Below are 22,422 nucleotides of genomic sequence, written 5' to 3' on the forward strand. Positions count from 1 at the left end.
ACCCGGAAATATTTCGGAATGTCGCGCTTGCAACACCGGCGCCAAAATGGTTACCTTCAAATCATTCTGCAGCACTGAGGGGGAAACCGGGCAGCAGAGGCAACCAAACCGGGAGGTTACTCATGGATCGTCGTTCATTTATCAGGAAGGCCGGCGTCGCCGGCGCGGGTGCCGCTGCCGCTGCCACAACGCTTGCGGCACCTGCCATCGCGCAGGAAAATCCGAAAATCACATGGCGTCTGACGTCATCCTTCCCGAAATCGCTGGACACGATCTGGGGCGGTGCCGTCGATGTTGCGGAACATGTCGCCGCCGCCACCGATGGCGCCTTCACCATTCAGACCTTCGCTGCCGGCGAAATCGTGCCCGGCCTGCAGGCTCTGGACGCCGTGGCCGCAGGCACGGTCGAGGCCGCACACACGACTTCCTATTATTTCTGGGGCAAGGAGCCGACCTTTGCCATCGGCACGGCCCTGCCCTTCGGGCTCAACGCCCGCATGTCGAATGCCTGGTACTACCAGGGCAACGGCAACAAGCTGATGAACGAATTCTTCGCCACGCAGGGCGTATACGGTCTTCCGGCCGGCAATACGGGCGTTCAAATGGGCGGCTGGTTCCGCAAGGAAATCAACACGCTGGACGACCTGAAGGGCCTGAAGATGCGCATTGCCGGCCTCGCCGGCAAGGTGCTGGAAAAGGTGGGCGTCGTGCCGCAGCAGCTCGCGGGCGGCGACATCTACCCGGCACTCGAGAAGGGCACGATCGACGCTGCCGAATTCGTCGGCCCCTATGACGACGCCAAGCTCGGCTTCAACAAGGTCGCCAAGTATTACTACTATCCCGGTTTCTGGGAAGGCGGCCCGGTCGTCCACGCCTTCTTCAACCTGCAGAAATACAATGCGCTGCCGAAGAATTATAAGGCCGTTCTTCAGGACGCCTGCGCCTTCGCCAACACCAACATGATGGCGAAATACGACGTCAAGAACCCGATCGCGCTGAAGGAACTGGTCGGCTCCGGCACCCAGCTTCGTCCCTTCAGCCAGGAAATCATGGAAGCCTGCTACAAGTCGGCCGTCGAGATCTATGCGGATCTTTCTGCCAAGAGCCCGTATTTCAAGAAGACCTACGATGACCAGCTGGCCTTCAAGAAAGACGCCTATCTCTGGGCGCAGGTCGGCGAATACACGTTCGACACCTTCATGATGATCCAGCAGCGCGCCGGCAAGCTCTGAGCGATCCGCATTTGCCTTCAGATGCCCCGGAAATTGTTTCCGGGGCATCATTTGTTTTTCACACAATCCGGATGAAAAATCGCTACAGACAATTCTGAATCGACACTTCAGGAATCAATACGCGATGTCCCTCCCCCGCCGACCGGCCGCCGTGATCTTCGACATGGACGGCCTTCTGTTCAACACGGAAACGCTGTCTTTCGAATCTGCCGTGACGGCGGCTGCGCATTTCGGCCACACGGTCGAGTGGGATCTGTTCAAGACGCTCATCGGTCGTCAATGGCCGGATATCCGGACCAGGCTTGTCGCCGCATTGGGCGAAACTTTCGATGCTGACGCCTTCCGCCCCATCTGGATTTCACATTACGAAGCGCTTCTCGAGATCCGCCTCGCCATCAAGCCGGGCGTCGTCGAAATTCTCGACCTTCTGGACCGCCTCGCGATCCCGCGCGCCATCGCCACCTCATCGCCGCGCCGGGCCGTGGATTACAAGATCGGCACCTTCGATATCACCCATCGCTTTCACGCCGTCGTGGCGCAGGGCGATTATGCGAAAGGCAAGCCGGAGCCCGACCCATTCCTCACCGCAGCCGAGCGCCTCGGCGTCGATCCTGCCGCCTGCCTGGCGCTGGAAGACAGCCATAACGGCATCCGCTCGGCGCACGCCGCCGGCATGATGGCCGTCATGGTGCCGGACCTGCTCGACCCCACGGACGAAATCCGTCCCTTCTGCACGGTCGTCGCGCATGACCTGCACGAAGTGGCGCTGATGATCGAGAAATCCGCCTGATCAGGGCTTCGACAGAAGCAGCCGCAGCCCCGCGTATCCGAAGACGGCAGCCAGCGTCCCCTCGATGACGCGCCGCGCCTTGCGATAGCCATTCGCCATCGCCGCCGTAGAGAAGAGCAGCGCATAGCCGATAAAGACGATGAAGCCGAGAACCGCGCAGCCACCTATAATGGCTGGGAGCGTATAGGCCGGCGCATCCGGCTTGAGCCCCAATGTCATAATGGCGCCCCATCCGAGAATGGCCTTGGGGTTCGTCAGATGCAGGAGAACACCACGCCGGTAGGACGCAAAGCGGCTTGCGGGCGTTACGTCCGCGACGGTCGAAGACTTTTCCGTCATCGCGGATTTTGCCGATTTCCACGCGAGGAAAAGCAGATAGAGCCCACCGGCAAGCTTCATGACGATCAACGCTTCCGCAAAGCGCGTCAAAAGCGTCGAGATGCCCGCCGCCGCCAGGCTGGCCCAGCAAAGACTGCCCGTCAGCACGCCCAATGCCAGCGCCACGCCGTGCGCACGCCCATGGTTCATCGCCGTGCCCATGATGGCCATATTGCTCGGACCGGGACTGGCGATCGTAATCAGGTAGGTCAGGTAAACCAGCGCCAGCTGCTGCAGATGATCCATGTCTCGATTTCCGATTACGGTTGTTGGATGGAGACCGACAATAGAGACGGAAAGCAACAGGCACGCAAGCTCTCGGCACAAGACCGGAGAACCGGCCTTGTGCGTTGCCTGTCAGCCTGGCCTCAGTTGATCTTCGGCGGCTGGCTGAGATCGACGGCAGGCTTGGCGCCTTCCGTCGGCTTCGTGGCATCATTTGCCGGCGGTTGCGCCGGAGGACTGCCGAGGCCATTCAGCGGAGGCAGACCCAGCGTGTTGCCGCTTTCATTGTTGCCGGCACCCGAGCCCGCCGGCGGCGCGCCGCCGATGGGCGGCAGCGAAAGCCCGGGCAACACGCCATTTCCACCTGCCCCGCCCAGCGGCGGCAGCGTCATCCCCGGCGCCCCGCCGGGCGTGGACATCGGCACCGTGATATTCACTTTCGACGGATCAACCACGACATCGCCGCTCTTGTAGACCATGACCAGCTGCGGGAAGGCGATGACGACGAGGATCATCACGAACTGGATGACGATGAAGGGGAACACGCCCTTGTAGATGTCGGAGGTCTTCACCCCGCTCATGGTGATCCCCGTCACCTTGTCCTTCCAGTTGCCCGCCGGCGCGATGGAGCGCAGGTAGAACAGCGAGAAGCCGAAGGGCGGCGTCAGGAACGAGGTCTGCAGGTTGATGCCCAGGATGATGCCGAACCAGACGAGGTCGATGCCGAGCTTTTCGGCGACCGGCCCCAGCAGCGGCACCATGATGAAGGCGATTTCGAAGAAGTCGAGGAAGCAGCCGAGGATGAAGACGATGATCGTCACGACAATCAGGAAGCCGTATTCGCCGCCCGGCAGCGACAGCATGAGATGCTCGATCCAGAGATTGCCGTTCAGGCCATAGAAGGTGAGACCGAAGACGCGCGAACCGATGAGGATCATCATTACGAAAGCCGAAAGCTTCGTGGTCGATTCGACCGCCTGCTTCAGCGTCGCAAAGCTCAGCCGGCCCTTCATGAGCGACATGATCAGCGCACCGGCAGACCCCATCGCCCCGCCCTCCGTCGGCGTCGCAATGCCGAGGAAGATCGTACCGAGCACGAGGAAGATCAGCGCCAGCGGCGGGATCATCACGATGATCACCTGCTGGGCCAGCCGCGAGATGATATTCAGCTTGAGCTTGTCATTGGCCAGGGCGATGAGAAAGATGACGCCGACGCCCAGCGCCAGCGAAATCACCATGCGCCATTCCGGCGAGATGCCGGTGAAGAGCAACATGTCGGCCAGATAGTAGAGCACGACGGCAATGAGGATCATCACGGCCAGCGACGTCACCCCGCCGCCCAGTGTGCGCGCCTCGCGTGGCAGGGCCGGCGCCCAGGCCGGCTTGACCAGCGTGATGACGAAGACATAGGCGCAATAGGTCGCGACGATCAGCAGCGCCGGATAGAGAGCGCCGACATACATGTCGCCGACCGACCGGCCGAGCTGGTCGGCCATGACGATGAGAACAAGCGAAGGCGGCACGATCTGCGCCAGCGTGCCGGAAGCAGCGATCGTACCGGACACGAACGGCTTGTTATAACCGTAGCGCAGCATGATCGGCATGGAAATGAGGCCCATGGCCATGACCGAGGCCGCAACCACGCCCGTTGTTGCGCCCAGAAGCGCGCCGACAAGGACGACGGCATAGGCCAGCCCGCCCCGGATCGGCCCAAAGAGCTGGCCGATCGTGTCGAGCAGGTCTTCCGCCATGCGCGACCGCTCCAGGATGATCCCCATGAAGGTGAAGAAGGGAATCGCCAGCAGCGTATCGTTGTTCATGATCCCGTAGATCCGCTCGGGATGCGATTGCAGCAGCGGCCAGAACAGATTGATCGACGGCGACAGATGCGAGAATTCGACGCCGATGGCGAAGAAAGCCAGACCGCCGGCGGCAAGCGTGAAGGCGACGGGATAGCCGAGCACAAGCAGCGCCATGACCGTCGTGAACATGATCGGCGCGAGATTTTCTACGATAAATTCAAGCATATCAGCGCACCTCCTCGGCATGATTGGCAGGCGTTGCGTCCACAAGTGGATCCTCGATCCGTCCTGTGAGCACACCGATGCGCTTGATGATTTCGGAAAAGGCCTGTGCGGTGAGCAGAATGAAGCCGATCAGCACGAAAGACTTGGCCGGCCAGATGACGAGCCCGCCGGCATTGGCGGAAACCTCGCCCGTCCGGAAGGAGAGCCAGAACCACGACCAGGAGAGATAGACCATCAGCGATGAGAACGGCAGCAGGAAGATGATGTGCAGCACCAGATCGATGATGTCGCGCGTCCGCTTGCTCCAGGTGGAAGACAGGATGTCGATGCGGATATGCTCGTTCTTCTGCAGCGTGTAGGCCGCCGCCAGCAGGAACACGGCGCCGAACAGATACCATTGCAGTTCCAGCCATGCGTTGGACGACATGTCGAATATCTTGCGCACGACGGCATTGATGGCACTGACCAGCACCGCCACCAGAATGAGCCACGATACGCTACGCCCGATCGCGGACGTGATCGCGTCGATCAACGCGCTCAGCCTCAACAAGAATGCCATTTTTTCTCCCCCAGCAGGTCTCTGCCTTGCGGCAAAAAGCCAATTTAACGGGCGGCTGCTTTTCGCATGTTTCCCCTCGCCGCCCCTTTGCGAAATATTACCTCTCGCATGGAAAGTTATCGGCAACTCCATTGCGTCTGTAAAGCACGCGCCTGAAAAGATTTGACCTTCTTAGACATTGGTAGAACAATTCGGATGTCAGTCAGGGTTTGGGAGGACCGTGGATGCATCAGAAAATCTCGCTCGAGGACAAATACGACCTTTCGCGCAACCGGGTGTATCTCACCGGCGCGCAGGCCATCGCGCGGATGATGATGATGCAGCACGAGGCGGACAAGGCCGCGGGGCTGAACACCGCCGGCTTCATTTCCGGCTATCGCGGTTCGCCGCTCGGCGGCCTCGACAGCCAGTTCATGAAGGCGAAGAGGCCGCTCACCGAACATCAGATCACCTTCACGCCCGGCCTCAACGAGGAGCTTGCCGCCACCGCCGTCTGGGGCTCGCAGCAGGCCGGCCTCGACGGTCACGGCAAATATGATGGCGTCTTCGGCCTCTGGTATGGCAAGGGTCCCGGCGTCGATCGCGCCGGCGACGTCTTCCGCCACGCAAATCTGGCCGGCACCTCGCCCCATGGCGGCGTCCTCGTCCTGATGGGCGACGACCACACGGCCGAATCCTCCACAAACGCGCACCAGACCGAATTCAACTTCGTCGACTACATGATGCCGATCCTGAACCCCGCCGGTGTGCAGGAAATCATCGACTATGGCCTGCTCGGCTATGCGCTCAGCCGCTATTCCGGCTGCTGGGTGGCGCTGAAATGCGTGAAGGACAATGTCGAGTCCACGGCTTCCGTGAATGCCGGCCTCAACCGCCTCGACATCGTCACGCCGCCTTTCGAAGGGCCGCCCGGCGGCATCCATATCCGCCTCAACGACATCGATTTCCTCGGCCAGGAAGCCCGCCTCCACGAATACAAGCGCGCCGCCGCCAATCTCTTCATCCGCGCCAACGGGATCAACAGGATCATCTGGTCGGGCGGAGAAGCCCCGAAGCTCGGCATCATCTCGACCGGCAAGAGCTATCTCGACGTCCTGCAGGCCTTCTCCAATCTCGGCATAGGCGAGGAAGAGGCCAATCGCCTCGGCATCCGCCTCTTCAAGGTCGGGTGCACCTGGCCGCTCGATCTCGACGACGTCAAGGATTTTGCGAACGGCCTTACCGAGATCATCGTCGTCGAGGAAAAGCGCTCGCTCATTGAAACGCAGCTGCGCGAGGCGCTTTACGGCACTGCCGGCCAGCCCGTGATCATCGGCAAGCGCGACGAGCGCGGCGACTGGCTCTTCCCGGTCAAGGGCGCGCTCGACCCCAACGATATCGCCATCGCCTTCGGCGAGCGCATCACCCGCTATATCGGCCCATCGGACGAAATCTCCGCCCGCACGGCGCGCATGAAACAGGCGCAGGCGATGATCGCCAGCATTGCCGACGGCAATATCCGCACGCCCTTCTTCTGCTCCGGCTGTCCGCACAATTCCTCGACCAAGGTGCCGGAAGGCTCGGTCGCGGCGGCCGGCATCGGCTGTCATTTCATGTCGATCTGGATGGACCGTAACACGCTCGGCTTCACCCAGATGGGGGGCGAAGGCGCACAATGGGTCGGCGTTGCCCCCTTCTCCGACCGCGGCCATATCTTCCAGAATCTCGGCGACGGCACCTATGCCCATTCCGGCTCGCTCGCCATCCGCTTCGCGCTGTCGGCCGGCACCAACATCACCTACAAGATCCTCTATAACGACGCGGTCGCCATGACCGGCGGCCAGCATGTCGAAAGCGGCGCGACGGTCGACCAGATCGCCCGGCAGCTCGCCGCCGAGGGCGTGAAGCGCATCGCCATCGTCTCCGACGAGCCGGGCAAATACCCGCCCGGCATCGACTGGCCGAAGGGCACCACCTTCCACCATCGCCGCGACATGGACGACGTGCAGCGGGAACTGCGCGACATTCCCGGCGTCACCATTCTCATCTACGACCAGACCTGTGCCGCCGAAAAGCGCCGCCGCCGCAAGCGCGGCACCTTCCCCGATCCGAACAAGCGCGCCTTCATCAACGAGGCCGTCTGCGAGGGCTGCGGCGATTGCGGCGTGAAATCCAACTGCGTCTCCATCCAGCCGGTCGAAACCGCCTTCGGCCGCAAGCGCAAGGTGGACCAGTCGAGCTGCAACAAGGACTTCTCCTGCGTCGAGGGTTTCTGTCCCTCCTTCGTCACCGTCCATGGCGGCAAGCTGCGCAAGGCCGAGGCGAAAGCCAAGGACGCCAGCAGCTTCGACAGCCTCTTCGCCGCGTTACCGACCCCGGCCATCGCCTCGCTCGATGACGGCTGGGCCGCCATCGTCGCCGGCATCGGCGGCACCGGCGTCGTCACCATCGGCCAGATCCTCGGCATGGCCGCCCATATCGAGGAAAAGGGCTGCGGCCTGATCGACATGGCAGGCCTGGCCCAGAAGGGCGGCGCAGTGCTCACCCATCTGCGCATCGCAAAGACCCCCGAAGCGATCACCGCGATCCGCATCCCCGCCGGCCGCTCCGATCTCGTGCTTGGCTGCGACCTCGCCGTCTCGGCCTCCAAGAAAGTGCTCGCGACCGTCACCGAAGATCGGACACTCTTCATCGCCAACACCGCCGAAATCATGCCCGGCGGCTTCACCCGCAACCCGGATTTCTCTTTCCCGGCCGAGCTGATGAAGAAGACGATCCGCAAGTCAGCGGGCGAGGCCACGACCCGCTTCTTCGACGCAGACGAGGCCGCGCGCGAACTTTTCGCCAATGCGCTCGCCACCAACATGTTCATGCTGGGCTATGCCAGCCAGCTCGGCGGCCTGCCGCTTTCGCCTGAGTCGGTTGAAGAAGCGATCCGCCTCAATGGCGAAGCAGTGGACATGAACATCGCCGCCTTCCGCTGGGGCCGCATTGCCGGCAACGACCCGCAAGCCGTCACCGCGATCTATCGTGACCACCATCACGAAGCCCCCCGCGCGGAAACCGCCGACGAGGCGATCGAGCGCATGAAGGCCCACCTCACCGCCTATCAGAACGCCCGCTACGCCCGCCGTTTCGAGAAGGCCATCGCGCCCGTCCGCGAGGCCGAAATCCGCGCAACAGGTACTGCCGGCCCCGTCACGCTCGCCGCCGCCCGCAGCCTCGGCAAGCTGATGGCGATCAAGGACGAATACGAAACCGCCCGCCTCTTCACCGATGGCGCTTTCGAAAAGCGCCTGTCCGAACAGTTCTCCGACTGGGACCGCCTCGAATTCCACATGGCCCCGCCGATTTTCGCGAAGAAGGACAAACAAGGCCATCTGGTGAAAAGTTCCTATGGCCCCTGGATGATGGGCGCGCTCAACGCGCTCGCCAAATTCAAGGTCTTGCGCGGCACGCCCCTCGACATCTTCGGCTACACGGACGAGCGCAAGATGGAACGCCAGATGATCGCCGATTTCGAAGCGCTGCTCGGCCGCGTCGTCGGCAAGCTGAACGCGGCGAATGCGCCAGCCATGGCTGAACTCCTCGCCGCCGCCGAAAAGATCCGCGGGTTTGGGCATGTGAAGGAAAAGGCGGCCAAGGACGTTCTGGCGAAGATGGCGGCGATGGAGCGGGAGCTCGATTCGCCGAAGCCGGAGGTTCGGGTGGCGGCGGAGTAAGCTGCCCCCCGCCCTCAATGTGACAATACGCGCGGAGTTGTAGTCACTGGCCCAAGGTCAGGAGAAGTGCTTTATAACAATTTTGGTGATCTAAAGGGGCAAAGATGGGTCTAGTGTTTCTCGCCATCCTACTTGTATTGAGCGGCTTCTTGATATTCAGATTGGTCGAAGCCGGGGTCACTGGCGGCATGTTAGCATTCCTTTTTCTTGCTTCTGCAACCGGCGCAATAGTCTCTTTTCTAATCCTTATCGCAACTGTAGTGGCGTCATCAACAAACCAGCAAGCTGGTGCATATATCCCGTCTACATTCGTAATTTTCATCAGTTGTTGTATAACAACTTGGTTCCTTAGGCGCTTCGTAGACTGATAATTTCACAGGAGCAAGGGAGCTGTTTCGCAGATCATTCATGCCCCTTGTGGGGGAGATGGCGGTAGCCAGAGGGGGTCTAAGCGCGCCATGTGCCGACACCTCTACCGGGCGGAACATTCATTCCTCGCGAGAGCTATCGTGATCATCCCGACCGTCATCCGCGTAGATATCAAATCCGAGTTCGAGCCCTCGCAGACCAATTGCATTTAAAGTCGTCGTCGAAATGCTCAGGCCTTCGTTGAATTGGGACAGGAAAACGCCAACAAAGATATTCCCCTGATAGCGCTCTGCATAACGGCGCCATATCGTGAAGTCTTGGCAGAGGTCTGAGAAGAGTGCGGCGGCCTGACCATCGATGTCGGCGGGTTCAGCATCCTTGATCGAAAGAATCCAGCTCCCCATCCGGGATACTGTTTCACCACCCTTTGGTGAAATCCACACACCTCCCCTCCTGGCACCAATTTCTGGCTTCTTGCCGAGGGCGACCGTCAATTCGTCGGGGTCGAGGTCGTCGCCCTTGAACCGCAGGGAGACGGTCGTCTTGTAAACATCTGCCATGTCTTGCTCCTGAAGCGCTGTAGCCTCTCATATCACAAATAGCACCAGCGCTCTTCTCAGGAGAATCCGAGACTGCCCCCAGCGACACTCCGCCACCATTGCCAAGTCCCTCTCTTTATGTAATTTCTCATACCAACGATGACATGCGTCAATCCGGGGATTTGGGCCGGAGGGGACGGGGCGCATTTTCGGGATGAGGAGAGGAAATCATGGCAGAACACAAGTCCGGTCCGGTCGAGCTCGGCGCGCCGATGGACTACAAGGAACATGAAAAGAGCTACGATCTTTTCATCAAGGGCGCGAAATATGGCACGATGATCATCGTGTTCCTGATGATCTCGATGGCCGTCGGCTTCTTCACCTCCGCAGGCTTCATCTTCTCCGTCCTGCTCTTCATCATCCTGAGCGTCGGCGGCATTCTGCTGTTCTGATCAGCTACCAAGAGTTTTGATCCTAGAAGACGGCATGAGAAGATAACGCCGGGCAACGGATACAAAAAACCCGGCCTGAGCCGGGCTTTTCATGGGAACGATATCAGGATCAGCCGGCGCCGCCCATCGCGCCACGGGTGCGGTCAACACCGTCACGGGCGGGCTGGTATTTCGGATCAAGCTGCAGCGCATGCGAATAGGACTTGTAGGCCATCTGCATGTTGCCGCGCTTTTCATAGACAAGCGCCTGGTTGGCCCAGGATTCGGCAACCTTGCCATCCAGATCGATCGCATGGTTGAAGTCGGCGAAGGCGTTGTCGAGATCGCCGGTCGCCAGATAGGAAATACCGCGCCCGTTATAGGGCTCCGGCGCCGTCGGCGACAACGAAATGGCGGACGAGAAGTCCTCGATCGCCTTCGCGTGCTGGTTCATGCGCTGGTAGATCAGACCACGGCGGTGATAGGCGCGACCATCGGTCGTGTCGAGTTCGATCGCCTTGTTGAAATCGGACAGCGCTTCGGGCAGCCGGTTGGCGAGACGATAGATATCGCCACGACCAATCAAGGCGACATCATAGCGCGGATTGATCTGCAGCGCGGTCGTATAATCCTGCGCGGCCTCGACCTGCTTGTTCATGCTGCGCTCGACAAGCGCGCGGTTGGCATAGGCCTGATAGTAGCGAGGATTGAGCGCGATCGCCTTGTTGAAGTCGTTCATCGCGTCGCGGAAACGTCCGGCCTTGCCGAGCGCCGAACCGCGCGAATTGTAGGCTTCCGGATCGTTCGGGTTGGAATTGATGACGGAGGTCAGCGAACTGATGTTTTCTTCGGAACCCTGCGCGCGATCGATTCGGATCGTGTCGTCCGGCATATTCGTGGACGCGCAGCTGGCCAGCGCCATAAGGCCGCCGACAGCAAATGCTGCAAGGACCGCCCGAACAGGCCGCTGATCCGGCATCGCAGCCTTCGCTGCCGAGAAATTGATGGCACCCGTCAAAACCAGTCCCCCAAAGGAAATGCTAAATCCTGTAACGTCAACCGCGACGCCGCTTGAAGAAAATGGCGGCGGCGACACAGTCACCACCGCCACACATCATTCAAAAAAACGCCGAAAAAACGGCGCGAAAATCAACGTGCGCCCGGACGGCCGCCGATGAGACCTTCGCGCTGCATGCGCTTGCGAGCAAGCTTGCGAACGCGGCGAACGGCTTCGGCCTTTTCGCGGGCGCGCTTCTGCGACGGCTTTTCGTAGTAGTCGCGCATCTTCATTTCGCGGAAAATGCCTTCGCGCTGCATCTTCTTCTTGAGAGCGCGGAGCGCCTGGTCAACGTTGTTGTCGCGGACAAGTACCTGCACGTGAATCCCGTTCCTTTGGTTTCGTGTTAAGCCAGCAAGAGGAGTAGGTTCTGCTCCAAAGCGGCAAAAATATAACGTTCGCCGAGCCGGAAGCCCTGCGATTGGGAAATGCGGATAACAGATCGGCGTTTCGAAGTCCAGAGCATTGACCGACCATGTCGCGTTTTTCCCACCTGCAGCCGTGCTGAGCGCCCGCCAATTTCGGCCGTGTCGAAAGATAGCTGTTTTCGCGTCGCAAAAGAACCATTATGCGTGACGGAAATTTGCCATTCCTGTCGCACAGAGAAAAGACGGGATGTCGTATATCCATCCTGTGCCGCATCATTCGACCGCCGGAGCGCCTTCATGAAGAAATATTCCGCATTCGCCGTGGTTCGCGAGGCCCTGCGCGGCCACAAGGGCTGGGAGAAGCAATGGGTCTCTCCGGAGCCGAAGAAGGCTTACGACGTGATCATCGTCGGCGGCGGCGGCCATGGCCTCGGCGCGGCCTATTATCTGGCCAAGGAACACGGCATCACCAATGTCGCCGTGATCGAAAAGGGCTGGCTCGGCGGCGGCAATACGGGCCGCAACACGACCATCATCCGGTCCAACTATCTCTATGAAGAGAGCATGGACATCTACGAGCACTCGCTGAAGCTCTGGGAAAATCTCAGCCAGGATCTGAATTATAATGTGATGTATTCTCCGCGCGGCGTGATGATGCTGTCGCACAATACGCATGACAAGCAGTCCTTCACCCGCCACATCAATGCCAACCGTCTCTACGGCATCGACAACGAGTGGCTGACGCCCGAACAGGCCAAGGCCTATTGCCCGCCGCTCGATATCTCCGCAACCGCCCGCTATCCGCTGAACGGCGCCGCCCTGCAGCGCCGCGGCGGCACGGCCCGCCACGATGCGGTCGCCTGGGGCTATGCCCGCGCCGCCCACGATCGCGGCGTTCATGTCATCCAGAACTGCCAGGTGACGGGAATCACCCGCGGCCCGGATGGGGCCGTCACCGGCGTCGAAACGACGCGCGGCTTCATCGGCGCGAAGAAGATCGGCGTCTCGGCCTCGGGCCACAACACGCAGATCATGGCCATGGCCGATGTCCGCGTGCCGCTGGTGTCCAACCCGCTGCAGGCGCTCGTGTCCGAGCCGCTGAAGCCAATATTCCCCTGCGTGGTCATGTCCAACACGGTGCATGCCTATATCTCGCAGTCGGACAAGGGCGAACTCGTCATCGGCGCCGGCACCGACCAGTATGTCTCCTACTCCCAGACCGGCGGCATCCAGATCATCGAGCACACGCTCGACGCCATCTGTGAGCTCTTCCCGATCTTCCGCCGCGTCAAGATGATGCGCCAGTGGGGCGGCATCACCGACAACACGCCGGACCGCTCGGCCATCCAGTCGAAGACCCCGGTTCCGGGCCTTTATGTCAACTGCGGCTGGGGCACCGGCGGCTTCAAGGCGACGCCCGGCTCTGCCAATCTCTTCGCCCATCTCATTGCCCGCGACGAGCCGCATCGGCTGGCCGCAGGCCTCACGCTCGACCGGTTCCGCACCGGCCGCCTCATCGACGAAGCGGCCGCCGCCGCCGTTGCTCACTGATCTCGGGGGATACAAATGCTTCTCATTCATTGCCCCTATTGCCAGGAAGACCGCTCGGAGCTGGAATTCCACGCAGCTGGCGAAGCGCATATCGCGCGCCCTGAAAACATCGCCGACATCTCGGACGAGGCCTTCGCGGAATATTTCTTCCTCCGCGACAACCCCAAAGGCTACATCTACGAGCGCTGGCGGCACCAGCATGGCTGCGGCCGCTTCTTCAACGCCGTGCGCCACACGGTGAGCGACAAGTTCGTCGTCACCTACAAGGCCGGCGAAGCCAAGCGTTCCCTTGAATCCCTCAATCTGGAAGGAGACGCGAAATGAGCGGCGCATTCCGTATCGCCGGCAAGGGCCGGCTGACGCCCGCCCGTCAGGCGCGTTTTTCCTTCGACGGCAAGTATTACACGGCACTCGAAGGCGACACGATCGCCTCGGCGCTGCTCTCCCACGGCGTCCATCTCATGGGCCGCTCGTTCAAGTATCACCGCCCGCGCGGCGTCATCTCCGCCGGCTCCGAAGAGCCGAACGCGCTGATGAATGTCGCCCGTGACGCCTCCCGCGAACAGCCGAACGTCCGCGCCTCGGTGCAGGAAGTGTTCGAGGGCATGAAGGTGAACTCGCAGAACCGTTTCCCGTCGCTGTCCTTCGACATCGGCGCGGTCAACGACATGCTGTCGCCCTTCTTCGCCGCCGGCTTCTACTACAAGACCTTCATGTGGCCGAAGGCTGCATGGAAGCATGTCTACGAGCCCTTCATCCGGGCCGCTGCCGGCCTCGGCAATTCGCCGAAGGAAGCCGACCCGGATCATTACGCCAGCCGCTTCGCCCATTGCGACGTGCTGGTGATCGGTGGCGGTCTGGCCGGCATCACGGCAGCCCTTGCCGCAGCCCGCGCCGGCGCTGACGTCATCCTTTGCGACGAGCGCCCGGAACTCGGTGGGGCTGCGCATTACGACAGCAACCTCACCGTCGACGGCCAGCCGGCCTATGACTGGGCGCAAGCCGCCTCAGAACGCCTCGCGGCACGACCGAATGTCCGGGTCCTGACCCGTACGACCGCGTTTGGTTACTACGACCACAATTTCGTGGCTCTGGCCGAGCGCGTCACCGATCATCAGGCCATCCCGGAGCGCGCCGCGCCCCGCGAGCGTCTCTGGAAGGTCCGTGCGAAGAAGGTGATCATCGCCTCGGGCGCCATCGAACGCCACATGGTCTTCGACGGCAACGACCGCCCCGGCGTCATGCTGGCCTCCGCCGCCCGCACCTTCATCAACCATTACGGCGTCGCCGTCGGCTCCAAGGTCGGCGTCTTCACCGCCCATGACTCGGCCTATGAGGCCGCCTTCGATCTGGCGAACGCCGGCGTGAAGATTGCCGGCATCGTCGATGTCCGCGACAATCCGGGCGAAGCCGTTCGTGCCGAAGCCGCCCGCCTCGGCATCGAGGTCATGACCGGGCAATCCGTCGTCACCACCGGCGGCAAGCTGCGTGTCAATTCCATGTCGGTCATCCGCAAGGCGGGCGGCACGCGCCGCAAGATCGAGATCGACGCGCTGATCACCTGCGCCGGCTGGACGCCCTCCGTGCATATGTTCTCGCAGACGCGCGGCAAGCTGAAATACGAGGCCGACAAGGCCCGCTTCCTGCCCGACATCTACACCGAGAACTGCATATCGGTCGGCGCCTGCAACGGCACCGACGATGCGGCTGCCCTCGTAGCCGAAGCTTTCAAGGCCGGCACGGACGCCGCCCGCGAAGCAGGCGCCACCGGTGATGTCCGCACCGCACCGGAAGCCGTAACCGCCTATGTCTGGACCGGCGGCATGATCGGCACGCCGGAAGGTGCTGGCCCCGAAACCCACGGCAAGGCCTTCATCGACTTCCAGAACGACGTCTGCGCCAAGGACATTCGTCTCGCAGTGCGCGAAGGCATGGCCTCGATCGAGCATATCAAGCGCTTCACCACCAACGGCATGGCCTCCGACCAGGGCAAGCTTTCCAACATGCATGGTCTGGCGATTGCCGCCGAAGCGCTGGGCAAGGACATTCCGGAAGTGGGCCTCACCACCTTCCGCTCGCCCTATACGCCGGTCACCTTCGGCACGATCCTCAACCACAATCGTGGCCCGCTCTTCGACCCGGCGCGCAAGACGCCGATGCATGAGCGCGAAGAGGCGATCGGCGCGGTCTTTGAAGATGTCGGCAACTGGAAGCGCGCCTGGTTCTACCCGCGCCCCGGCGAAGACATGCACGCCGCCGTCAACCGCGAATGCAAGACGGTCCGCACCAGCGTCGGCATTTTCGACGCCTCGACGCTCGGCAAGATCGAGGTCGTTGGCCCGGATGCGGCCGCCTTCCTCAATCTCATGTACACCAACGCCTGGGACAACCTGAAGCCCGGCCGCTGCCGCTACGGAATCATGTTGCGCGAAGACGGCTTCGTCTATGACGACGGCGTCGTGGGCCGCATCGCAGACGATCGCTTCCATGTCACCACGACGACCGGCGGTGCCGCCCGCGTCATGAACCACATGGAAGACTACCTCCAGACGGAATTCCCGCATCTGAAGGTCTGGCTGACCTCTGCCACCGAGCAGTGGGCCACCGTTGCAGTGCAGGGCCCGAAGGCGCGCGACATCATCGCCCCGCTCGTCGAGGGCGTGGACCTGACGAACGAGGCCTTCCCGCATATGAGCGTTGCCGAGTGCAAGGTGATGGGCGTCCCCGCCCGCCTCTTCCGCATGACGTTTGCCGGCGAAATGGGCTTCGAAATCAACGTTCCGGCCGATTACGGCGCGGCTCTTTGGGATGCGCTCTATGCGGCAACGCAGGCCGTCGGCGGGTGTGCCTATGGCACTGAAACCATGCACGTTCTGCGCGCCGAAAAGGGCTATATCATCGTCGGCCAGGATACGGACGGCACGCTGACGCCGGATGATGCCGGCGTGGCCTGGGCAGTCTCCAAGAAGAAGACCGACTTCGTCGGTATCCGCGGCCTCAAGCGCCCGGATCTCGTGCGCTCCGGCCGCAAGCAGCTCGTCGGCTTCAAGCCGCGCGACGGCAAGACCATCGTGCCGGAAGGCGCACAGATCGTCGAGGACCCGAACCAGCCGAAGCCGATGAAGATGCTTGGCCACATCACGTCGTCCTACTGGTCGGAAAATCTCGGCTACAGCTTCGGCCTCGCGGTCGTTGCCGATGGACGCGCCAAGATCGGCCAGACGCTCTATGTGCCGCTGGAAAAGGAAACCATCGCGGTCGAAGTCACCGACGCCGTGTTCTATGACAAGGAAGGGAGCCGCATCAATGCTTGAGGCTCAGGCAACCCGTAACCTCCCCCAGAAGCTCACCATCTCCGGATCGGGCGCAGCCTCGATTTTGCCCCTCGGTCCGATGACGCGTCTGTCGCTGCGCGCTGACGCCGATGCGGTCAAGGCGCTCTCCAAGGCGCTTGGCATCGACCTGCCGACCCAGCCGCTGACATCCGCCGAAAAGGATGGCCGCATGGCCTTCTGGCTCGGCCCGGACGAGTGGTTTCTGATCGACGCCACCGGCGCCGACATGATGGCGCTGCTCGCAGGCGTCAAGGCGCTGCATTCGGCGACCGACGTCTCGCATCGAAACACGGCCTTCGAGGTCAAGGGCCCGCAGGCGGCCGCTGCCATCAATGCCGGCTGCCCGCTCGACCTGCGCGATGCCGCTTTCCCGGTCGGCAAATGCGCGCGCACCCTGCTGGGCAAGGTCGAGGTCATTGTCTGGAGGAAGAGCGCCGACACGTTCCATGTCGAATGCTGGCGGTCGTTCTCGACCTATGCGCTCGGCATGCTCAACGAAGGCGCCAGCGACGCGGCCGACGCCGCAGCGTAACGTCTGAACGGATCGCGCTTGCCCGGCTGGGCCGCGCGCTCCTCGCCATAGCAGATGCCCGAATAGGGCGTCTGCGCATGCTCGTCATCGGCGATAAAGGTCTTCACCTCGCGCAGAAGCGCCGCCATGTTGGCGATCGCCTTGTCGATATTGCTGGTCTTTGCCGGGTCGAGGTTGTCCAGAAGGCAACCCCTTTCGAACATGTCGCGATAGGCGCTACGCTCGACAATCGGGGTCGCGAGCACCGCGATGCCCTTCTGGCCGAGCATCGCCTGCACCTGGCGCAGAGAGCGTGTCGTCACCAGCGGATTGACGCGCGAGAGCAACACGGCACGCCGCACACGGCTGCGCGTGTTCTGCATGACCATGTCGATGATGTTGAAGACATGCACCGCGCCCTGCCCATCGAGCACGCTGCCCTGAACCGGCACGAGAACGAGATCGGAAAGCCCCGAGGCAAGCGCGATCAGCATGTCCGACGCGCCCGAGAGATCGATGATCACATGCTTGTATCGGCCGCGATTGCGCCGGAGATGTTCGGCGAGATTGGACGAGGTGACCCCGCTGATCGCATCAATCTTTGCGCCCGCCTTGATGCACCAGTCGGTCGCGCTTGAAAACCTGTCGCAATCCAGAACCAGAACGCTCTTTCCTTTGCGCGCATAAGCCGCCGCCAGAAGAACCGCTGCCGTCGTCTTGCCCGCGCCACCCTTGGCATTCGCCAACGATATGATCGCCACCTACCTCAACCCTCATCTACGCCATTTCGATCCAACAGACCGAATCGCATTCTTACAAAATGACAGAAAAAAGACAGAGCGAAAATTACTATATCTCGTTGGGAAAATTATATTTTAGAAAACTAAATTTGCTGCGTCACATGAATTGCGAAGTTCAATATGACAAATCAAAAATAGAATCCGGCAAAAGACTTCGTGAAAACGAAAAATCCCGGTGCGTTCAACGCACCGGGCCCCAATCCGTTAACGCCACAGTGATTTCAGAATGCCGAAACCTGGCGATGTGCGGTCGAGACGCGAGCCGCAGCGGCAACCGAATGGACGTCGCCATAATGCGCCCGCTGAACCGGGGCGCCCTCGACGCCGATGTCGGACTTGAGGAAATCCGGAACGCTGTGCAGGGCTTGGGAGAGGCGCTGCTGCGAGCGGCGGAACTTCAGGATGTCGATGAACTTGTTGACTTCGTGTGCCATGACGCCACTCCTTCTTGTTTATCTTTTATTTATCTTTGATGCTTCCTTGTGAGAGAGCTTATGACGCATTGATAAGAAAAAGAGAAACTGATAATTTTTCTCTCTGTTTCAAATTATTTTTGAAGTTACGATGCTGTTCATCCCAGGAACCAGAGCGCTCAAGACCCTGCTGGCAGCGCGCCGACACCTGAATTTCACCCGCGCGGCGGATGAATTGGGACTGACGCCGGCGGCCGTAAGCCATCAGATCAAGGAGATCGAGGATCAGCTGGGCGCCATCCTCTTTCACCGGGCCGGCCGCAGCCTGCGGCTCACGGAGGCGGGCACGATCTTCTGCGACGCGGCGGAAGACAGTATCGAAACGCTGACGCGCGCCGCCTCCCGCATCCAGAAACTCTCGCGCGGCTCGACGGCGCTGCGTATCAGCGTGCCGGTCGAACTCGCCACCAAATGGCTGATGCTGAAGGTGGTGCAGTTCCGCCGGCTGAACCCCGGCATCGACCTGCGCTTCGACATTTCCTACGACACGCGCAATTTCGACCTCGACGATATCGACATCGCCATCCGCTTCGGCACCGGCCACTATGATGGCCTGAGGTCGGAGCGCCTCTTCGGCAATGTCATCGTCCCAGTTTGCAGCCCGCGCCTTCTCAATGCCGAGCGGCCGCTGAAAGAGCCGGCTGACCTTCTCCAGCACACGCTCGCGCATGTCGATTGGTCGGGTCAGGGCATTACATGGCCGAACTGGAACATGTGGATGGCCGCCGCCGGCATTCGGGATTTCGACGATCGCAACGTGCTTTCGTTCTCGTCATCCTCGGATGCGATCGAAGCGGCGCTCAGCGGCGTTGCCGTTGCACTCGCCGACTTTGCCATCGTCGCCAACGATCTGGCGGAAGGCCGCCTCGTCCAGCCGTTCGAACTCGGCATCCGCATCCCGGCCGAGTTCGCCTATTTTCTGGTCTATCCGGAGCAGAGTGCCAACGACCCGCGTATCCTTGCCTTCCGCGAATGGATCTTGGGCGAGGCGCTGGAAATCGAGCAGCAGGAGCGGCCGCTCACATAGCGGGCCGGTCCTCGGGGTCGAACTGGACGATGATGATCCACATGGCCGTCAGCGCCGGCTTCGTCTCGTTCTCGATCTCGACCGTGACATTATAGGTGATCATCAGCATATTGCCGCCGCGAAAGCGGGCATCGTCGATCTTGAAGCGGCCGCGCACCCGCGCGCCGGATTTGACCGGCGACATGAGGCGGATTTTCTCAAACCCATAATTGATCCCCATCTTCTGCTCGAGGATCTGCGGCGCGCCGGAGGCATTCATGGCCGACAGCAGCGACAGCGACAGGAAGCCATGGGCGATCGTGGTGCCGAAGGGCGTGTCCTTCGCGCGCTCCGGATCGACATGGATGAACTGGTGATCGAGCGTCGCATCTGCGAACTTGTCGATCATGGCCTGATCGACGGTGATCCAGTCGGAAACACCCACCTCCGTGCCGATGAGCGCGGGGACGTCCTTCAGGTGAATTTTCGGGGGCATGAGAAATTCCGTGCAAGATCAATCGTAAGACAAAGAATAGGCCGGGAACATGCAGGAATTATTGCGGTTCTTCAACGGCAAAGAGAACACTGCGGGCCGACACGGTAAATGTCGCGCCGCTCTGTCCGCCCTCAAGCTCGCGCCAGAGCAGCCCCGGCAGCCGGAACGAAACCGGCCCACCACCGCGGTTGAACAGCACGGCAAGCCGCGTTGCGACCCCCTTCGACCCATCGCGCGTCTTCACGACCATCCCGAGCTGCCCCTGCTCTTCCGCCTCCCATTCGCCAACGGACATCGGCGCGCCGGTGGGCGAAAGCCAGCAGATATCCTCATCCACGCCGGTGAAGAAATCAGCCCGGGAGAACACATCGAAGCGCTTGCGCAGGCCGGAGAGGAAGCGCGTGTAGAGCACCAGTTCTTCGTCCAACGTGGCCCAGTCGAGCCAGGTGATGGCATTGTCCTGGCAATAGGCATTGTTGTTGCCCTGCTGGCTGCGCCCGCCCTCGTCACCCATGGTGAGCATGACCGTGCCGCGCGCCGCAAACAGCGTGGCGAGCAGCGCCTTCACATCGCGCCGCCGCGCGGCATTGACGGCGTGATCGTCCGTCAGACCCTCGACGCCGTTGTTCCAGCTGTAATTCTCGTTGTGGCCGTCGCGGTTTTCCTCGCCATTGGCCTCGTTATGCTTGTGGGCATGCGACACGAGATCGAACAGCGTGAACCCGTCATGCGCCGCAAGGAAATTGACGCTTCGCGTCCGCTTGCCGCCATAACGTCCGAAGATTGAAGAGGACCCGGCAAGCGCCGTCGCCAACGCGCCAACCATGCGTCCGTCGCCGCGCCAGAAGCGGCGCATGTCGTCACGCGCCCGGTCGTTCCATTCGAGATAATCGTCCGGGAAATTCCCGAGCTGATAGCCGCCCGGCCCGATATCCCACGGTTCGGCGATCATGACCCTGTCAGAAAGCAGCGGATGGCTCCGGATTGCCTGGAACAGCGCCGCATTCGGGTTGAACCCATTCTCCTCGCGCCCGAGCACCGGGGCCAGATCGAAACGGAAGCCGTCAACGCCTGCCTCGGAGACGAAATGCGCCAGCGTATCCACCACCAGCCCACCAGTGATGGGATGATCCAGCGCGACTGTATTGCCGCAACCTGTGTCGTTGACCAGAATGCCGCGCTCTTCCGGCAGGTGGCGATAGTAGCCGAGATTGTCGAGCCCGCGCATGGAGAGCGTCGCCCCGTAGCGGTCGCTTTCGCCGGAATGGTTGAAGACGAGATCCAGGATCATGCCGATCCCCTCGGCATGCAGCGCCGCAACCGTCTCGCGCAATTCGGCCACCCCGCCGGGGCAGAGACGCGGATCGAGCGCCATGAAGGCAATCGGATTATAGCCCCAGCCGTTCGAAAGCCCGAGAGGCGGCAGATGCCGCTCATCGATCCAGGCGGTAATCGGCATCAGCTCGATCGCATCGACGCCCAGCCGCTTCAGATGCGCAATCACCGACGGATCGGCCAGCGCCGCGACCGTGCCCCGCTGCGCCGCCGGCACATCCTCGTTGAGAATTGTGAAGGGCTTCACCGCAATCTCGTAGACGAAGCCACCGGACCTGAACCGCGGCGGCTCGACGCTGACCAGCGTCTGCCCCACCACCCGCGCCTTCGGCACGATATCGGCCGTATCATCGCCAAATGTCGAAAGCCGCGGCGAATAGACGAATGGCCGGTCGAGCTCCTTCGCATAAGGATCGACAAGCAGCTTCGACTCGTCAAACCACAGTCCATGATCCGGCGCATAGGAACCAGAAGCCCGCAACCCGTAAAGCGCGCCCTCCCCCAGACCTTCCGCGAACACGCGAAACACATTGTCGATCCCTCGCTCCATCGGCAACCTGACGATTTCCGTCCTGCCGTCTGGGGCGTAAAGACAAAGGTCGACAGCCGCCGCATGCTCAGACCAGACGCCGAATTGCGTACCGTTCGAAAGAAGCGTTGCACCGAGCTTGGGAGATTGCATGCGCGAATCCGGGACTGTCGAAAATCAATTCGACAGTCTTAGACGCTTTCGGAAGGAGCGGGAAGGCTTTGCAAGGTTTGATAGTATCGGCCTCTGAAAGAAGCCGCGCCTTTAAAGTCCCGCGACCATATCCTTCAACATGGTCTGAACCTCGCCCGCGACGGATGCCAGCGCCGGATTGTCGATCGCCTGCATGGAGGCTGCCGGATCAACCGCAGCGACCTCGATCTTGCCGTCATCGGTCTCGCGGACGACCACATTGCACGGCAGCATCGTGCCGATCAGCGCCTCCGCCTGCAGAGCCTTGTAGGCGAAGCCGGGATTGCAGGCGCCTAGGATCGTGTAGGGCGCCATGTCCTTGTCGAGCTTTGCCTTCATCGTCGCCTTGACGTCGATCGTCGTCAGCACACCAAAGCCCTTGGACTTCAGTGCGTCGGTGACATACGTGATTGCAGCCTCGAAGGGCATGTCGATGGTCTTGGTGAATGCGTAGGTCATTGCCGTGCTCCTTATTACATATGGAAATATATATGTAATAAGGAGCTCAAATTCAAGGA

The 22,422-nt window shown here is 61.3% G+C and carries 21 protein-coding genes; 9 read left to right on the forward strand and 12 right to left on the reverse strand.

Annotated elements, in window-relative coordinates; genetic code table 11:
* Positions 1–122: 122 nt before the first annotated feature.
* The gene (locus LQK83_RS19560) at positions 123–1,232 is read left to right on the forward strand and encodes a TRAP transporter substrate-binding protein (protein WP_230839120.1); all 1,110 of its coding nucleotides are present in this window, start codon (positions 123–125) and stop codon (positions 1,230–1,232) included.
* A 124-nt stretch (positions 1,233–1,356) separates the two neighbouring features.
* On the forward strand, positions 1,357–2,022 hold the full coding sequence (locus tag LQK83_RS19565) for an HAD family hydrolase (RefSeq protein WP_230839122.1): 666 nt from the start codon (positions 1,357–1,359) through the stop codon (positions 2,020–2,022).
* Here the strand turns inward: LQK83_RS19565 and LQK83_RS19570 are convergent, their stop codons facing one another.
* From LQK83_RS19570 to LQK83_RS19580, 3 genes are all read right to left on the reverse strand, one after another.
* The gene (locus tag LQK83_RS19570) at positions 2,023–2,646 is read right to left on the reverse strand and encodes a LysE family translocator (RefSeq protein ID WP_230839123.1); all 624 of its coding nucleotides are present in this window, start codon (positions 2,644–2,646) and stop codon (positions 2,023–2,025) included.
* A 122-nt stretch (positions 2,647–2,768) separates the two neighbouring features.
* Positions 2,769–4,652, reverse strand: a complete 1,884-nt coding sequence (locus LQK83_RS19575; protein ID WP_230839125.1) for a TRAP transporter large permease — start codon at positions 4,650–4,652, stop codon at positions 2,769–2,771.
* A 1-nt stretch (position 4,653) separates the two neighbouring features.
* Positions 4,654–5,211: a TRAP transporter small permease subunit gene (locus tag LQK83_RS19580; RefSeq protein WP_230839127.1), complete on the reverse strand. Its 558-nt coding sequence runs from the start codon at positions 5,209–5,211 to the stop codon at positions 4,654–4,656.
* A 224-nt stretch (positions 5,212–5,435) separates the two neighbouring features.
* On the opposite strand from LQK83_RS19580, the gene LQK83_RS19585 reads away from it, so the two are divergent.
* On the forward strand, positions 5,436–8,912 hold the full coding sequence (locus tag LQK83_RS19585) for an indolepyruvate ferredoxin oxidoreductase family protein (protein ID WP_230839129.1): 3,477 nt from the start codon (positions 5,436–5,438) through the stop codon (positions 8,910–8,912).
* Positions 8,913–9,400: 488 nt separating this feature from the next.
* Here LQK83_RS19585 and LQK83_RS19590 read toward each other — a convergent pair whose 3' ends face one another.
* Positions 9,401–9,841: a DUF4279 domain-containing protein gene (locus tag LQK83_RS19590; RefSeq protein ID WP_230839130.1), complete on the reverse strand. Its 441-nt coding sequence runs from the start codon at positions 9,839–9,841 to the stop codon at positions 9,401–9,403.
* A 209-nt stretch (positions 9,842–10,050) separates the two neighbouring features.
* Here LQK83_RS19590 and LQK83_RS19595 point away from each other — a divergent pair, with 209 nt between their 5' ends.
* Complete coding sequence (locus LQK83_RS19595) at positions 10,051–10,272, forward strand: aa3-type cytochrome c oxidase subunit IV (RefSeq protein WP_230839132.1); 222 nt, start codon at positions 10,051–10,053, stop codon at positions 10,270–10,272.
* Positions 10,273–10,381: 109 nt separating this feature from the next.
* On the opposite strand, the gene LQK83_RS19600 is transcribed toward LQK83_RS19595, so the two are convergent.
* The 3 genes from LQK83_RS19600 to LQK83_RS19610 all read right to left on the reverse strand — a co-directional run bounded on the left by LQK83_RS19600 (position 10,382) and on the right by LQK83_RS19610 (position 11,975).
* The gene (locus LQK83_RS19600; RefSeq protein WP_230839187.1) at positions 10,382–11,230 is read right to left on the reverse strand and encodes a tetratricopeptide repeat protein; all 849 of its coding nucleotides are present in this window, start codon (positions 11,228–11,230) and stop codon (positions 10,382–10,384) included.
* 170 nt (positions 11,231–11,400) lie between these two features.
* Positions 11,401–11,628 (reverse strand): 30S ribosomal protein S21, encoded by a 228-nt coding sequence (rpsU, locus tag LQK83_RS19605; RefSeq protein ID WP_109856714.1) that lies wholly within the window; start codon positions 11,626–11,628, stop codon positions 11,401–11,403.
* Positions 11,629–11,654: 26 nt separating this feature from the next.
* The gene (locus LQK83_RS19610; protein WP_230839133.1) at positions 11,655–11,975 is read right to left on the reverse strand and encodes a hypothetical protein; all 321 of its coding nucleotides are present in this window, start codon (positions 11,973–11,975) and stop codon (positions 11,655–11,657) included.
* Here LQK83_RS19610 and LQK83_RS19615 point away from each other — a divergent pair.
* The 4 genes from LQK83_RS19615 to LQK83_RS19630 are packed head-to-tail and all read left to right on the forward strand — an operon-like array spanning position 11,974 to position 17,094.
* A complete protein-coding gene (locus LQK83_RS19615; RefSeq protein ID WP_230839135.1) occupies positions 11,974–13,227 on the forward strand; it encodes a sarcosine oxidase subunit beta family protein in 1,254 nt (417 codons plus the stop codon). The two genes, LQK83_RS19610 and LQK83_RS19615, sit on opposite strands and share 2 nt — an antisense overlap.
* Positions 13,228–13,242: 15 nt before the next feature.
* Positions 13,243–13,551, forward strand: a complete 309-nt coding sequence (locus tag LQK83_RS19620) for a sarcosine oxidase subunit delta (protein ID WP_112627078.1) — start codon at positions 13,243–13,245, stop codon at positions 13,549–13,551.
* Positions 13,548–16,541 carry a sarcosine oxidase subunit alpha gene (locus LQK83_RS19625; RefSeq protein WP_230839136.1) on the forward strand — a complete coding sequence of 998 codons (2,994 nt, stop codon included), beginning with the start codon at positions 13,548–13,550 and terminating at the stop codon, positions 16,539–16,541. The genes LQK83_RS19620 and LQK83_RS19625 overlap by 4 nt, the downstream gene beginning before the upstream one ends.
* Positions 16,534–17,094: a sarcosine oxidase subunit gamma gene (locus LQK83_RS19630; RefSeq protein WP_230839138.1), complete on the forward strand. Its 561-nt coding sequence runs from the start codon at positions 16,534–16,536 to the stop codon at positions 17,092–17,094. The genes LQK83_RS19625 and LQK83_RS19630 overlap by 8 nt, the downstream gene beginning before the upstream one ends.
* Here LQK83_RS19630 and LQK83_RS19635 read toward each other — a convergent pair.
* Entirely contained in the window at positions 17,037–17,834 is a 798-nt protein-coding gene (locus tag LQK83_RS19635) for a ParA family protein (RefSeq protein WP_230839140.1), read from the reverse strand. The two genes, LQK83_RS19630 and LQK83_RS19635, sit on opposite strands and share 58 nt — an antisense overlap.
* A gap of 260 nt (positions 17,835–18,094) precedes the next feature.
* Entirely contained in the window at positions 18,095–18,307 is a 213-nt protein-coding gene (locus tag LQK83_RS19640) for a hypothetical protein (RefSeq protein ID WP_230839141.1), read from the reverse strand.
* Between the two features lie 130 nt (positions 18,308–18,437).
* Between LQK83_RS19640 and LQK83_RS19645 the strand changes: the two genes are divergently transcribed.
* Positions 18,438–19,373 carry a LysR substrate-binding domain-containing protein gene (locus tag LQK83_RS19645; protein WP_230839143.1) on the forward strand — a complete coding sequence of 312 codons (936 nt, stop codon included), beginning with the start codon at positions 18,438–18,440 and terminating at the stop codon, positions 19,371–19,373.
* Here LQK83_RS19645 and LQK83_RS19650 read toward each other — a convergent pair.
* From LQK83_RS19650 to LQK83_RS19660, 3 genes are all read right to left on the reverse strand, one after another.
* Complete coding sequence (locus LQK83_RS19650) at positions 19,366–19,848, reverse strand: MaoC family dehydratase (RefSeq protein WP_230839145.1); 483 nt, start codon at positions 19,846–19,848, stop codon at positions 19,366–19,368. The genes LQK83_RS19645 and LQK83_RS19650 overlap by 8 nt on opposite strands.
* 58 nt (positions 19,849–19,906) lie before the next feature.
* Entirely contained in the window at positions 19,907–21,865 is a 1,959-nt protein-coding gene (gene glgX / locus LQK83_RS19655) for a glycogen debranching protein GlgX (protein WP_230839146.1), read from the reverse strand.
* Positions 21,866–21,976: 111 nt separating this feature from the next.
* The gene (locus LQK83_RS19660; protein ID WP_230839147.1) at positions 21,977–22,363 is read right to left on the reverse strand and encodes a DUF302 domain-containing protein; all 387 of its coding nucleotides are present in this window, start codon (positions 22,361–22,363) and stop codon (positions 21,977–21,979) included.
* Positions 22,364–22,422 lie beyond the last annotated feature (59 nt).

The sequence above is a fragment of the Rhizobium sp. C1 genome, assembly GCF_021026335.1.
Lineage (GTDB): Bacteria > Pseudomonadota > Alphaproteobacteria > Rhizobiales > Rhizobiaceae > Ensifer_A.